Below are 13,685 nucleotides of genomic sequence, written 5' to 3'. Positions count from 1 at the left end.
GAACTGTTGTCACCTATTGGAGTGTTTTCTAATAAACTAAAGAATCCAATTTTTTCGCGGACATGCAAACGCCCTATGGAATTTGACTCCAACTGTTTTTAGAGATGATATTATCTTAAAATTTCATCGCAAAAGAATGGAGTATTTGAGAACCTCACAGGTAATTGAATTCGAGTTTAGTTTACTTCACGATTTCCTATTTGGCTGTGATGAGCAAGGAATATCGATTCCTTATGATAGCCATGATTTCAGAAGTTCAATGGATTACTCTACAGCGATGGCTAGATATGCTGATTCAACCGCAGGATGGCCACATAAAGAATTCCATTCCATATTAGCAATGGCACAACATCACGGGATACCTACTCGATTATTAGACTGGAGTCGTAGTTCTCTTGTTGCTATGTATTTCGCTGCTTCTCAAGTATTGAATTCAAAAGTTGAAACTGAACAACGCTTAGCTGTTTGGGTATTAGATGCAGATAACACTACTCTAGCTAATATCGGTTTGGAGACGGTTTCACCTGCAGGCAGTGTAAGTGAGAACTTGGCAGCACAAAAAGGTTTGTTTTTATTATATAAGGAGCCGAGTAACGCTTCCTACACCGATGAGTTTTGCCCAGAAACCGAAAAAAGCTTAATTGATGACTTATTGGCTAACAACGTAAAAGTATATAAGTTTACACTTCCTGCAAATACTGCAGGTGAGTTATTACTAAGGTGTATGAAGTTCAACGTATCGGCTACAACTCTATTTCCTGGTGTTGACGGCGTAGCTAAAGGAGTCATGGAATTTAAGTTAGCTAAACACCAAGCTAGTATACTCTAGAATAGTTCTAACAAGAACTTAAAATCGGAACAAAAACAGCGGGCTATGTTTCGTTCCTCAACAAAATTGTAGCCCACAATTTTTGTTCGCTTAAGTGGGCGTTACGAACGTCCGGAAATGGAACTTACCTGCCAATAATAGTCATATCACTCCCACCGGCACTCGCGCATATTTACTTTGTCGCTTTTAAACAGTACGCCTTCTGATAATAACTTTTCGCGTTGTTCTTGGTATTTTTCGCTACCTTCAGGGAATGATATTTTACCTTGGCTATTCACTACCCTGTGCCAAGGTATAACCGAATCGTTTGGCATCATTTTTAATAAGCGCCCCACCAATCGTGAGTTTTGAGGGTAGCCCGCAAGAGCTGCAACTTGCCCGTAGCTTGCCACTTTACCTATTGGTATGCCTGCGATAACAGTATAAATAAGTGTTTCTTTATCAATATCAGCGTTCATTTAAATACGCCTCACTAAGTACTTTAAATTGCTCCCAAATAGTACGCGCTACAGGGCCGTGGTGCACTGCATGTTGCCTAAAAGCTCTAATTTGTGCACTAAACTTATGCTCACGGTCAGTTATGTGTATTTCTTGAAGTGAGCCTGCTTTTATTTCAGGAGCACAGTGTTCTAGGCTCATCATTGCCCAACCTGCGCCTGAGAGTAAAAACGATTTTAAGGTCGATACATCATCAATTTTCATCATGGCGGAGCCTTTTGAATACGATAGCCTGTCACTGTCGATACTCAAGTCACTTTCAAACATGGCTAAGCACGGATACGTTTGTAGTTCGCTATAGGTGAGTTTTTGAGGGAGTACGCCTTTAGCGCTGACAATGCCAATATCGAGCCTGCCTATAGGTACGCTTTCTAAATCGCCTGTCGCGTGAAATAAATCAAACCACGGGCCAATGCCTAATTCAGCTTGCCCACTGTTTACTTGCTCTAACGAAATAAAGCGCTTCCCGCTTGTTAAGCTAAATTCCGTGCTGGTAAACAACCTAAAAGTATTACTTATGATCTCGTTGTAACTTTGCATATGGCAAAGTTGTTCGTAACAAATTCTAAATTGGGGCTCATTCCCGAGTGCTAATTCTTTAGCAAGCTGTGCTAACTCGCCGTTCGCATGCAGGAGTTGCTGCGCCTCGCGGTGAAAAATACGCCCTTTTTCAGTAAGCTGTAATCGGTACTTACTTCTATCTAGTAACTCAAATCCTATTTTTTCTTCTAGTTTTTTAATAGCAAGTGTAAGCGCGGGCTGCGTTTTATGTAGCTTTAGTGCTGCCCCACTTAAGCTTGCGCTTTGCACTATGGCATCTAAAATTATTAATTGATTCAGCTTCATATACCGCTCTGCAACATTATAAGTAAAACTTATTGAGTTTCTAAAATTTAATGATTTTTATTTTATATGTTTGCAGCGTATGCTGCACTTAATTATTTTGCCATCACTGCAACGGAGAAGACATGAAACTCTTTCGTCTATGTTTATTAACAACGACCTTACTTAGCTTAATAGCCTGTTCTGAGCCAGAACAACAAGTTAAAGAAGAGCCCATTCGCCCTGTTAAATTATTCAACATAGGTCATGATTCTCAAATTAACATTCGCAGCTTTCCTGCTGAAGTTGTTGCAAACCAAGGGTCATACCTTGCTTTTAGAGTAAATGGCGAGCTTGTAAAATTTCCTGTCTTAGCAGGCGAACATGTAGAGAAAGGCCAACTATTGGCAAAGCTCGATCCTGAAGATTTTGAATTGCAATATGATGATAGAAAAGCTAGGTATGAACTTGCAAAATCTCAACTTAACCGGATAGAACAATTATTTGAAAAACGAATTACTAGCCAATCAGAGCTCGATAAAGCAACTGCTGATATGCAAGTTGCTGAATCAGCATTCAAAATAGCTGAAACAAACCTTGAGTACAGTGAATTACGTGCTCCTTTTAGCGGCATCGTCGCTAAAGTATTTGTTAAAAACTTTGAAAATATTCAAGCGAAGCAAAATATATTACGTTTAGAAACCCGCGATTTAATGGACGTTGAAATACAAGTTCCTGAAAAAATAGTTGCACGCTTTAATAAAGGCACTAGCTACCAACCTACTGTTAAATTTGACGGTTACGACGACAAAGAATACACCTTAACGATAAAAGAATGGGATACGCAAGCAGACCCTGCAACACTTACTTATAAAGTTGTTTTTTCTCTGCCTGTACCCGATGACTTTAATTTACTTGCTGGCATGACAGGCAGTGTACTAATTGATTTGAGTAAAGTAACTAACTCACAAGTTGCTTACACAATTTTACCTATAGAATCCGTTTTTTCTGATCCTCAAGAAACCATTAAAAACAATGCATATGTTTGGCTTTACGACGAGCAAACAGGTCAGGTTCATAAGCAAGCGGTAGAAATTGGTCAACTTCATCGCGACGGCATTGAAGTACTAAGCGGCATTAAAGAAGGTCAAATAGTTGTGGCTGCGGGTGTACACTCAATAAAAGAAGGAATGAAGGTACGCGCGTGGAATAAAGAGCGAGGCTTATAACAATGAGCTTTGCACAACTCTCTATAGAAAAAAAAGTAATCAGCTGGATGTTTACGTTGCTGCTATTAATTGGTGGTAGCGTATCGTATTTTGATTTAGGGCAATTAGAAGACCCTGAATTTACACTCAAAAAGGCCATGGTTATAACCATGTACCCAGGTGCTTCACCGCAACAAGTTGAAGAAGAAGTAACCTTCCCTATCGAAAATGCGATTCAGCAATTACCTTATGTCGATTATGTAACGTCAATTTCGTCAAATGGAAAATCGCAAATTACAGTAGAAATGAAAAGCACCTACCGTAAAGAACAACTGCGACAAATATGGGATGAAATGCGTCGTAAAATTAATGATCTCTCCCCCTCATTACCTACCGGTGTCTACCCAAGTATAATTTTAGATGATTTTGCCGACGTATACGGTGTGATGTATTCGGTTACAGGCGATGGCTATTCGTATGATGAACTTAAAGATTACGTAGACTATTTAAAGCGCGAGCTGGTACTTGTTAAGGGGGTTAGTAAAGTTACCGTTGCTGGAGAGCAGCAAGCACAGGTTATGGTAGAGATATCGACTCGTAAATTAGCGCAATTAGGCATAGCTCCTAGTCATATATTTCAACTTTTACAATCGCAAAACACGGTATCAAACGCGGGTAAAATTCGCGTAGGCGATGAATCAATCCGTTTTCATCCAACGGGTGAGTTTAAAAATGTAAAAGAGCTCGAAACGCTACTGATTTCAAAAACAGGCGCAAGTGAGCTAATTTACTTAGGTGATGTAGCCAAGGTACACAGAGAATATGCCGAAGTACCAAGTAATATTATTCGCTACAATAATGAACAAGCATTATTAATAGGTGTGTCATTTACCTCTGGTGTTAACGTGGTTGATATAGGCAAGCATATAGATGAACACTTGGCATCGCTTGAGTATCAACGACCACATGGCATTGATATTAGTTCGGTATACAATCAACCTAAAGAAGTTGAAAAGTCAGTTGATGGATTTATTATCAGCTTGGTTGAAGCTATTGCGATTGTAATTGTGGTTTTGCTTTTGTTTATGGGGCTAAAAAGCGGCATTTTAATTGGTGGTATTTTACTACTGACCGTACTAGGTACATTTATATTTATGAAGTTGTTCGCTATCGATTTACAGCGCATATCGCTTGGGGCACTTATTATTGCCCTAGGGATGCTGGTTGATAACGCAATAGTAGTAACCGAAGGGATACTAATAAACCTTAAACGTGGCCAAACAAAACTCAAAGCAGCAGTTAATATTGTTGAACAAACAAAGTGGCCTTTACTAGGTGCAACAGTCATCGCGGTAACCGCGTTTGCACCAATAGGTTTAAGCTCTGATGCCAGTGGTGAATTTGCCGGTAGCTTATTTTGGGTGCTGTTTATTTCGCTTTTATTAAGTTGGATAACAGCTATTACATTAACGCCATTTTTTGCCAATTTGATGTTTAAAGAAACTCAATTCAAAGGCGAAAATGACCAAGAAGATGAAGACCCATACAAAGGCTTTATTTTTAATGGCTATAAGGCTGTATTAGATTTTTCTCTACACTTTAGAAAAACCACGCTTATATTAATGGTTGTTTTACTGTGTACTGCGGTTGTTGGTTTTGGCTCTGTAAAACAGTCATTCTTTCCTGCCTCAAATACACCTATGTTTTATGTAGATTACTGGCAAGCACAAGGTTCTGATGTTCGCTCAACCCTTGAGGGAGTTAAACAGCTTGAGGCGTTTTTACAAAAAGAAGAACTCGTTGAAGAAGTAACAAGTACCACAGGGCAAGGCGCACCGCGCTTTATGCTTACCTACGCGCCAGAAAAGTCATACCCAGCTTATGGCCAATTGATTGTTCGTGTTGCCGACAGGGAAGCTGTTGCCACTATAATGCAAAAAGTCCGTGATTATTCAAATCAGTATGCGCTTTCTGCACAACTTAAAATTAAACCAATGGAAATAGGCCCTTCTACCGATGCCAAAATAGAAGCCCGTTTTTCGGGCCCTGATCCTGTTATTTTAAGGCAACTGGCCGCTAAAGCCGAAGAACTGATTGGTAACGATGATGGCGCATACAATATTCGTAATGACTGGCGCGCACGTACCAAAATGATTCGCCCACAGTTTAACGAACAAAAAGCACGCCGCTTAGGCATTAGCAAATCAGACTTGGATGATATATTACTCACCAGTTTGTCAGGTAAGCAAGTAGGTGTATATCGTGATGGTACGCAGTTGCTGCCTATTATTGCACGATCTCCGGCTAACGAGCGCTTAAACGTAGAAAGCGTTCACGACCTTCAAATATACAGCCCAGTACTTGGTGTATTTGTACCAGTAACCCAAGTAGTAGACGAGTTTATTGTACAATGGGAAGACAGCCTAATAATGCGCCGCGACCGTAAACGTACTATTACTGTGATGGCCGATCATAATGTACTCGGCGATGAAACCCCAGCTAAACTATTTGCGCGTATTCGCGGCCCAATAGAGAATATGGAACTGCCACGTGGTTACCAACTGGAATGGGGCGGCGAGTTTGAGTCATCAAGCAAGGCTCAAAAAGCAATATTTGGCTCTTTACCATTGGGTTACTTAGCTATGTTTGCAGTAACTGTATTATTATTCAACTCAGTTAAGCAACCTTTGGTAATTTGGGCAACCGTGCCTCTTGCTATTATTGGCGTAAGTGCAGGGTTATTGATTATGAATACACCATTTAGCTTTATGGGTTTGCTTGGTTTGTTAAGCTTAAGCGGTATGTTGATCAAAAATGGGATTGTGTTGGTCGATCAAATAAATCTCGAATTAAGGGAAGGTAAATCGCCTTATGAGGCCGTATTTGACTCTGGTGTGAGTCGTGTACGCCCAGTTGCTATGGCCGCTATAACCACTATTTTAGGTATGATCCCGCTGCTATTTGACGTGTTTTTTCAGTCAATGGCGGTAACCATAATGTTCGGTTTAGGCTTTGCCACCATACTAACCCTCATTGTAGTGCCAGTACTTTACACGGTTATATTTAGAATTGATTACGAACCGCGTAAGTAGTTAAACATCTAATCGGTTAACATAAAAAATGCCACTGGCTCAAGGTCAGTGGCATTTTTATTTAATACCGATGAAAAAAGAAAGGCCACATATTGAGTGGTTAATAAATTAGCCGCAACACTTTTTGTATTTTTTGCCGCTACCACATACACAAGGTGCGTTACGCTCTGGTACTTTATCAAATACTTGTGGTGTTGACTTGCTAAGCGCAAAGTCTAGTTCGCGAATATCTTCTGGTACGTCTGCTTTAATTTCAATCGAAGCAAACAGCGAATGCTCTGCTAATATTGCTTGTACTTCAGATTGTCGTTCTGACGAGTTTACAATTAATGTTAGCGGATGTAACTCTGTCCCTACCTTTGCGGTACGTTTTGGCGAAAATCCGCTACTGTTATTTTTACCCATTATATCGGGCTTACCCATAAAGAAAAACTTTGACATGCTACTTCTATAACCTTTCTACATTATTAAGACGGCGCATCTTAACAGCTTACCCTTCATATAACTAAGTGTACTTGTTAATGCACAATATAAATTAGGCTTTACTGTATATACGCCTAATATAACGACATAAATAAGCTATTTAATGGATTTAAAATAGAGATTTAGACAAACCTTAAATTCGTAATAGAGTGAAATTACGCTGACTCAACTTAGAGACATTTTAGTATCTAATATCAATCCGTAATAATACTTGATCAATTTGAGGGCTTAAGCCTGACGCTAACTGTGTTAAAAACTTCTGATATACGACCGCATGGACTTAGCTGCACATTATTTTTTTAAACTGAGAATACGGCCTGAGCTTGGTTGTAAGTCTGATTTAGCATTAGACGACTTATTCTCTTTAATACTTTTTGGCTTACCAACATACGTGGTAGAACGCTTTTGATAAGGTGCTTTACTGCGCTCATTTTTGCGCTCGCCATTAGCATTACTACGCTCAGAGTTGCGATTTGAACTTCGCTCAGTATTACGCTCGCCACTTTGTTCGCCTTTATTAAAACGGCGAGGATTTTCACCCTGAAAGTCACGTTTTTTGGGAGCCGACGGCGTATTATTTTCTGATTGTTTGTTAGCATCAAGCGAATGTTCTTGGGTTTTACCTGAGTCAGAAATCGAGTCGTTTATTTGCGCCATTTCAGTATCAGACAAATGACGCCACTGCCCTACCTTTAAACCTTTTAGTGTTACGTTCATTATACGAGTGCGCTTTAACGTCACCACTTCGTAACCTAAGTATTCACACATGCGGCGTATTTGGCGGTTTAAACCTTGGGTAAGTACTATTTTAAATTCTTTAGGGCCACTTTGCGTGACTTTACATTCTTTAGTGACGGTATCTAAAATAGGCACGCCATTGGCCATTTTTGTAACAAACTGACGATTAAGCGGTTTATCCACCGTAACAACGTATTCTTTTTCGTGATTATTGCCCGCACGCAAAATTTTATTAACGATGTCGCCTTCGTTAGTTAAAAATATAAGCCCTTCAGACGGTCTATCTAAGCGCCCTATTGGAAATATACGCGTAGGATAGTTAACTGCTCGTATAATATTACTTTGAATTTTACTTTCGGTAGTACACGTAATACCAACGGGTTTGTTGTAAGCGATATAAACGCGCTTTGGTGTGGCTTTAAGTGGCTTGCCATCAATTAATACAACATCGGTAGCGGCTACTTTTACGCCCATTTCTGGAGAGTAGCCATTAACGCTGACACGACCCTGCTCAATATATTTATCGGCTTCGCGGCGTGAACAAAATCCTGTTTCACTAATAAATTTATTTAAACGTTTTAATTCGGTCATGGCACTTATAGCGTAGTAATTTTTAAGGCGAGTAGTGTAAACCACCCACACTATTTTTTCGCCCCTAATTTAGAATTTATAGGTGTTTAAGCATTAATTTTTGCTTTAGTTAATTTACGCCATACAAATTCAAGTGGGCCTTGGTTAAAATAGCGGCTGTATATAAAGGTAAATATGAGCTGCAGTACAACTAATGCCGTTGCCAGCACCCAGTAATCAATACGATCAAAACCGAGCACCCAGTGTGTAAACAGCACTTTATATAACAATAGTTGCATGAGTGTTTGGCTAATATACAAGGTAAATGCTAAGCGCCCTGTTTGCTGAATAAGCTTGCCAACGTGTGCGCTGTTATTGCAAAATTTAACAATTAAATGAATATACAGCGTCGCCATTCCAAGTGCCGCAAACATATTTATTAACTCTTGTATGGCATACATAAAGCCACTACTGTATTGCGAGGTATAGAGCCTAAATGCACTCAAGATCGTGGTTGCAATAACGATTGTTACTAGCTGTTTTGTGCTTAAGCCTTCGCTAAATACTCCCTGTTTATACAAGTAAATACCAATGAGCATAATCCCTGCACACATCCACAAGGTCATTATCGGCACTATAAATACCATTAATGCATTCATACCGAAATTAGAAATAAAATAATCAAAATAATGTGGACTATATAAAGAAATAAAATCTTGAGAGTCGCGATAAATAATATCCACAGGTGCACTATACATAACCAGCCCAGTGGTGATGCCACACAGTAAAATAAATGCAAGACCTCGCCTCAAAAGTAACGCATTATCGCTTTGTAGGTATTTCAGAGTAAACCAACCTGAAATGCCATAAACAAATAAAATATCACCAGCCCAAAGTAAAAACCCATGTGCTAAACCAAACAGTATTAACCAGTAAAGCCTACTTTTTAACTGCACATCAGACTTATAACGTTGCCATTGAATATAAAGCCCAGCCCCAAACAGCAAACTAAACAGCGTTCTAAAACGACCGTCTACAAATAAGGTACTAAAAATATAAATAATAGAGTCACTAACAGGGGCATTACTGTGCGCAATGTAGCCTAATTCAAAAACACCAAAAGCATAGCTATTCATGTAAACTAAGCCCAGTACAGCTATGCCACGAATGAAGTCCATATTGTAATTGCGCATTAAAGCTAATGTCCGTTAAATATTGTTCTTATAGCTATCGGCCCAATTGACCGACTGCTGGTAGAGTGCAGGCAGTATAGCATTGTCTATATTCAACAAAAGCCCAGCTTGCTCTAGCGCCCACCAGCTTCCAGTTTCGTATGCTCTAACAACATTTAAAATATAGTAAAGGTTATTTTTATCATTTAATAATGCAGCTTTTATCTCATCTGGAAAAGGCAGCTTTTCAACAAGTAAGCTCATCGGTTGATCAAGTATTGCATCAAGCAATGAAAATAAACCGGTTAAAAAAGCCTCTCCAGTTTGGCTCTTTGCTACATTTTTTGCTAAAAGCTCACAAAAACGAGCACGAACAACGCAAACCTGCATTAGCTCAGCAGGTTTCTTTCCTGCTGTATGAGCGGTAACAATAAGGCTCACAAACTTTTTAAGACGATCATGCCCTAAATAGACAAGTGCTTGCTTTAATGACGATATTTGACTTTGTATAGGAAAAACACCACTGTTTATTAAACGCAGTAGTTTATATGCAAGGGCGGCATCTAGCTCAAACAACCCAGATATAACTTTTATATCTGGGTTTGGCTTCATTATTTCAGCATAAATAGCGACAACTAACCCATAATTATAATCGATATCGTTTTGCTTGATCATAGTGGGTTTTGCAAAAAAATAACCTTGGAAATAATCAAACCCCATATCAAAGGCTAATTTATAGTCGTCTTGTGTTTCTATTTTTTCGGCTAATATTTTTATTTGTTTATGTGCTTGCAGCTTTTTAACGATGGGTTGTATTTCGTTAAGCGGTGTCATTCTTATATCAAATTTTATTAATTTGACGAGCTTTAAAAAACGATCCCACTGTGGTTTATACACAAAATCATCGAGTGCGAGTTTATAATTACTATGAAATAAACCTCGGCATAGTTCGTAGTTATCATCGTTTGGCTCAATGGTTTCAAGTAGTTCGATTACAACATCTTGGCAAGGCAAAAAAGCGCATAAGTCGAGCTTCAATGATTCAGGACCAATATTAATGAGTGCTTTTTTACCTGATGTAATATGGCGAGTACCTAAGTTAAGTTGATTCTCCATAATAAGACGAGCGGTCGCTTGGCCTTCTGCAATATCAGGAAAATAATTTTTAGGGCTATCACGAAAAAGTAGCTCGTAAGCTACTACATTTTGACGACGATTAAATATTGCTTGCCTTGCAACAAATACAGACACATTACCTACTTCTTGTTTTTTACATCAGACTAAGTCATTAAACATTAAAGCGATACAATTGTCACTGAACTTTGCAAAGCACGTAATAATTTACCTATATAAGGTTGTTATATAAGCAGTTGCGATTTGCGACCATGAAAAACGGGCTTGCTCAGCACCCTTTTTTACTTTATGCCACTTTTGAGGTTCTTGCTTTTTAATTGAGAGTGTTTCGTCTAAACAGGTGATTAAATTACTAGTTTGCATGGCTAATGTGTCGCCACTAAAACTAAAACCATTTTCATTATGCTGAACGGTGTCTTTTAATCCGCCAACACTATGCACCAAGCAAGGCTGTCCCGCTCGCATTGCCAGCATTTGACTTATACCACATGGCTCAAACGAACTTGGCATTAAGAACAAATCACCTAGTTGATACATTAAATCACCAACACCTTGACCATAACCTTGCAAAAATAAAAGGTTAGAATTGCGTGCCATCGCTTTAGTAAAAAGACTTTCAAGTTCTTTGTCACCCGAACCTAAAACAATGAATCGACCACCGTATTTATTAACTAGTTGGCAAACGTTATCAATCGCTAAAGTACCGTTCACCTGCTGGCACAACAACAAGACTTTTTGCTCTGTAAGTCGCCCTACACTTGTTACTAACGGGCCATTATTTGCTGCTGCTTTAAATTGCTGTAGTCGCTGGTGCGCAATATAATAACCACTTTGAAGCTGCTTATGGTTACTCATCCAGCTAAATAAAGTGTTCTCTATTTTTTTATATAAAGTATTTAAGTCTGCATTTTCATTTGTTAACTTAGGATACTCACAGCCATTTAAAATACCAACCAGCTTGCCTTGTTCTGCCGCATTTTGTAGATCTTGCTCAAGCCCTTCGCCGCCAAAAAAACCATGTTCATAATTACTTGGTTTAAGTACTTCTTGGCTATAGGTTGGTGATACAACATGTACTTTATCGCATAGGTTAATGGCACTGCGCATTGGGTTAAAACAATGCGGATAACGTGGATCACATAAATGTTGACCGTTATAACTAAGCGAAGGAAACCATGCTTCTAGACTCGAGTCATCGTGCTTAAAAGGCCTTATTCCCTGCAGCGCTATGTTATGTACAGTGTAGGCTATATGTATGTTATTTAGTGCGCTATAACGTGGCTCAAATTTAATTAAAACGGCAACACACGCGCTGTGCCAATCATGCAAATGTAATGCATTAGGGCGTGTAAGTACCCCTTGTAATAATGCCTCACAAACTGCGGCATTAAATAAAGCAAACTTGGTTGCATCCGTGGCAAATGGCCTACCGGGTGCATCGTTGCAGTAAACAGTGCCTGATTCACTAAACAATGGGTGGCTAATAACAATTTGGCTGACATTACTTTGCGTTTGTCGTACTTTAAAAAGTGTTAAAACATGTGGCTGTGCATTAAAAGCAACCGTTACTTCACCGAGATAAATACGCTCAATAAACGCAAAGCCGTAATCAGGAATAACAACATCTACAGTTACACCTTGCTCTGCCAACGCCTTTGGTGCATCACGCACTACATCAGCTACTCCACCTACTTTAGCGCCTGGTAACGCGTCGTTCTCTGCTGCAACCATTAATACATGCATTAATTTACTACTTCCTTTAACCTAATGAGCCTGCTCAATAAAGAGCAAGCCTTGTTGTCATGCTTAAAATTAGTTAGCTAGTTTATTTAAGCTAACTTTTTATTTTCATTTGCTTGGCGCGCAAGCTTTTTTGCAAGCTCAGTGAGCATATCACGGGTCACGAGTACAATGCCTTTTTTAGACACTCTAAAGCCATTGTCTTCATCTGTCTTACGATCAAAACCAATTTCTAGTCCTGCTGGTATCTCACAGCTTCTATCTATTATCGCCCGCTTAATTTTGCAGCCTCTATTTATAATTGCACCAGGCAATATAACTGACTGCTCTATCTCGCAAAATGAACGAATATGTACATTTGAAAACAATAAAGACTTTCTAACAGCAGAGCCAGAAATAATACAACCACCAGAAACTGTTGAGTCTAAGGCCATTCCGCGCCTATCATCGTCATCAAAAATAAACTTAGCGGGCGGTAGTTGTTCCTGATAGGTCCAAATTGGCCACATCGGATCGTATAAATCAAGTTGCGGCTCAGGCATTACCAGTTCCATATTAGCTTCCCAGAATGAATCTAGCGTACCCACATCACGCCAATAAGGTTGTCCTTCTTGGTTTGGATCTCTAAATGGGAAGGCAAATACGTTATGCTCTTCTATTATTGCTGGAATTATATCGTGGCCAAAATCGCGACCAGAACCTTCATTTTCCGCATCTTTTTTGAGCTGTTCAAACAAAAATTCGGTGTTAAATACGTAATTTCCCATTGAAGCTAAACACGTACCTGGCTTACCAGGTACTGAACTTGGCATTGCAGGCTTTTCGTCAAAACGGCAAACACGATTTTCCTCATTAACGGTCATTACACCAAAAGTATCGGCGGCTTCTTCTACAGGTACTTCGATGCAACAAACAGTCATGTCGGCGCCATTTTCTACGTGCTTAGCTAAAAGAGCACCGTAATCCATACGATATACATGATCGCCCGATAAAATCATCACATATTTTGGTAGTTCATGACGAATAATATCTATATTTTGAAAAACAGCATCGGCGGTTCCACAATACCAATCATCGCCTTGACGCTGCGATGCAGGTAGAATTTCAACCGACTCTCCCAATTCCTTTTTAAAATGCCCCCAAGCACGGTTAACGTGCCTAATAAGTGAATGAGACTTATATTGTGTGGCAATACCAACGCGCCTAACGCCTGAGTTAATACAGTTAGATAACGGAAAGTCGATTATTCGATGTTTACCACCAAAGTAAACCGCAGGCTTTGCTCGCCAGTCAGTCAGTTCATGCAGGCGTGAACCGCGACCTCCAGCCAGTATTAGTGCGTAAGTTTCTCTGGTTAGGCTGCTTATATAACGATTTTCGTAGTTGGGCATAATACTCT

At 39.4% G+C, this 13,685-nt stretch carries 11 protein-coding genes; 3 read left to right on the top strand and 8 right to left on the bottom strand.

Going from position 1 to position 13,685, the window contains the following annotated elements; all coding sequences use genetic code 11:
• Nucleotides 1-43: 43 nt before the first annotated feature.
• Nucleotides 44-829, top strand: a complete 786-nt coding sequence (locus NRL14_RS02385) for an FRG domain-containing protein (RefSeq protein WP_306724043.1) — start codon at nt 44-46, stop codon at nt 827-829.
• 146 nt (nt 830-975) lie between these two features.
• Here NRL14_RS02385 and NRL14_RS02380 read toward each other — a convergent pair whose 3' ends face one another.
• Complete coding sequence (locus tag NRL14_RS02380) at nt 976-1,287, bottom strand: MGMT family protein (protein ID WP_306723899.1); 312 nt, start codon at nt 1,285-1,287, stop codon at nt 976-978.
• Entirely contained in the window at nt 1,277-2,173 is an 897-nt protein-coding gene (locus NRL14_RS02375) for a LysR family transcriptional regulator (protein WP_306723898.1), read from the bottom strand. The genes NRL14_RS02380 and NRL14_RS02375 overlap by 11 nt, the downstream gene beginning before the upstream one ends.
• A gap of 122 nt (nt 2,174-2,295) precedes the next feature.
• Between NRL14_RS02375 and NRL14_RS02370 the strand changes: the two genes are divergently transcribed.
• Both NRL14_RS02370 and NRL14_RS02365 read left to right on the top strand, forming a co-directional pair.
• On the top strand, nt 2,296-3,378 hold the full coding sequence (locus NRL14_RS02370; protein WP_007376342.1) for an efflux RND transporter periplasmic adaptor subunit: 1,083 nt from the start codon (nt 2,296-2,298) through the stop codon (nt 3,376-3,378).
• A 2-nt stretch (nt 3,379-3,380) separates the two neighbouring features.
• Nucleotides 3,381-6,449 (top strand): efflux RND transporter permease subunit, encoded by a 3,069-nt coding sequence (locus tag NRL14_RS02365; protein ID WP_149605454.1) that lies wholly within the window; start codon nt 3,381-3,383, stop codon nt 6,447-6,449.
• Between the two features lie 108 nt (nt 6,450-6,557).
• On the opposite strand, the gene NRL14_RS02360 is transcribed toward NRL14_RS02365, so the two are convergent.
• The 6 genes from NRL14_RS02360 to glgC form a co-directional block, all read right to left on the bottom strand.
• Entirely contained in the window at nt 6,558-6,890 is a 333-nt protein-coding gene (locus tag NRL14_RS02360) for a PBPRA1643 family SWIM/SEC-C metal-binding motif protein (RefSeq protein WP_033030169.1), read from the bottom strand.
• A gap of 333 nt (nt 6,891-7,223) precedes the next feature.
• Nucleotides 7,224-8,261, bottom strand: coding sequence for a 23S rRNA pseudouridine(2604) synthase RluF (gene rluF, locus NRL14_RS02355; RefSeq protein WP_306723897.1), 1,038 nt, complete (start codon nt 8,259-8,261; stop codon nt 7,224-7,226).
• Nucleotides 8,262-8,347: 86 nt separating this feature from the next.
• The gene (locus NRL14_RS02350) at nt 8,348-9,418 is read right to left on the bottom strand and encodes a DUF418 domain-containing protein (protein WP_306724042.1); all 1,071 of its coding nucleotides are present in this window, start codon (nt 9,416-9,418) and stop codon (nt 8,348-8,350) included.
• Between the two features lie 30 nt (nt 9,419-9,448).
• A complete protein-coding gene (locus NRL14_RS02345) occupies nt 9,449-10,663 on the bottom strand; it encodes an EAL and HDOD domain-containing protein (RefSeq protein ID WP_007376348.1) in 1,215 nt (404 codons plus the stop codon).
• Nucleotides 10,664-10,753: 90 nt separating this feature from the next.
• Nucleotides 10,754-12,289, bottom strand: a complete 1,536-nt coding sequence (locus NRL14_RS02340) for a glycogen synthase (protein WP_306723896.1) — start codon at nt 12,287-12,289, stop codon at nt 10,754-10,756.
• Nucleotides 12,290-12,375: 86 nt separating this feature from the next.
• Nucleotides 12,376-13,677 carry a glucose-1-phosphate adenylyltransferase gene (gene glgC / locus NRL14_RS02335; protein ID WP_008137132.1) on the bottom strand — a complete coding sequence of 434 codons (1,302 nt, stop codon included), beginning with the start codon at nt 13,675-13,677 and terminating at the stop codon, nt 12,376-12,378.
• Nucleotides 13,678-13,685 lie beyond the last annotated feature (8 nt).

Source organism: Pseudoalteromonas sp. 20-92 (genome assembly GCF_030847595.1).
GTDB classification, from domain to species: domain Bacteria; phylum Pseudomonadota; class Gammaproteobacteria; order Enterobacterales; family Alteromonadaceae; genus Pseudoalteromonas; species Pseudoalteromonas fuliginea.
This window is presented reverse-complemented; position numbering and strand designations above follow the sequence as displayed.

Bases quoted from the DNA above. Each gene is read 5' to 3' on its own strand.
- NRL14_RS02380 (WP_306723899.1), bottom strand. From the start codon at position 1,287: ATGAACGCTGATATTGATAAAGAAACACTTATTTATACTGTTATCGCA.
- NRL14_RS02375 (WP_306723898.1), bottom strand. From the start codon at position 2,173: ATGAAGCTGAATCAATTAATAATTTTAGATGCCATAGTGCAAAGCGCA.
- NRL14_RS02370 (WP_007376342.1), top strand. From the start codon at position 2,296: ATGAAACTCTTTCGTCTATGTTTATTAACAACGACCTTACTTAGCTTA.
- NRL14_RS02365 (WP_149605454.1), top strand. From the start codon at position 3,381: ATGAGCTTTGCACAACTCTCTATAGAAAAAAAAGTAATCAGCTGGATG.
- NRL14_RS02360 (WP_033030169.1), bottom strand. From the start codon at position 6,890: ATGTCAAAGTTTTTCTTTATGGGTAAGCCCGATATAATGGGTAAAAAT.
- rluF (WP_306723897.1), bottom strand. From the start codon at position 8,261: ATGACCGAATTAAAACGTTTAAATAAATTTATTAGTGAAACAGGATTT.
- NRL14_RS02350 (WP_306724042.1), bottom strand. From the start codon at position 9,418: ATGGACTTCATTCGTGGCATAGCTGTACTGGGCTTAGTTTACATGAAT.
- NRL14_RS02340 (WP_306723896.1), bottom strand. From the start codon at position 12,289: ATGCATGTATTAATGGTTGCAGCAGAGAACGACGCGTTACCAGGCGCT.
- glgC (WP_008137132.1), bottom strand. From the start codon at position 13,677: ATGCCCAACTACGAAAATCGTTATATAAGCAGCCTAACCAGAGAAACT.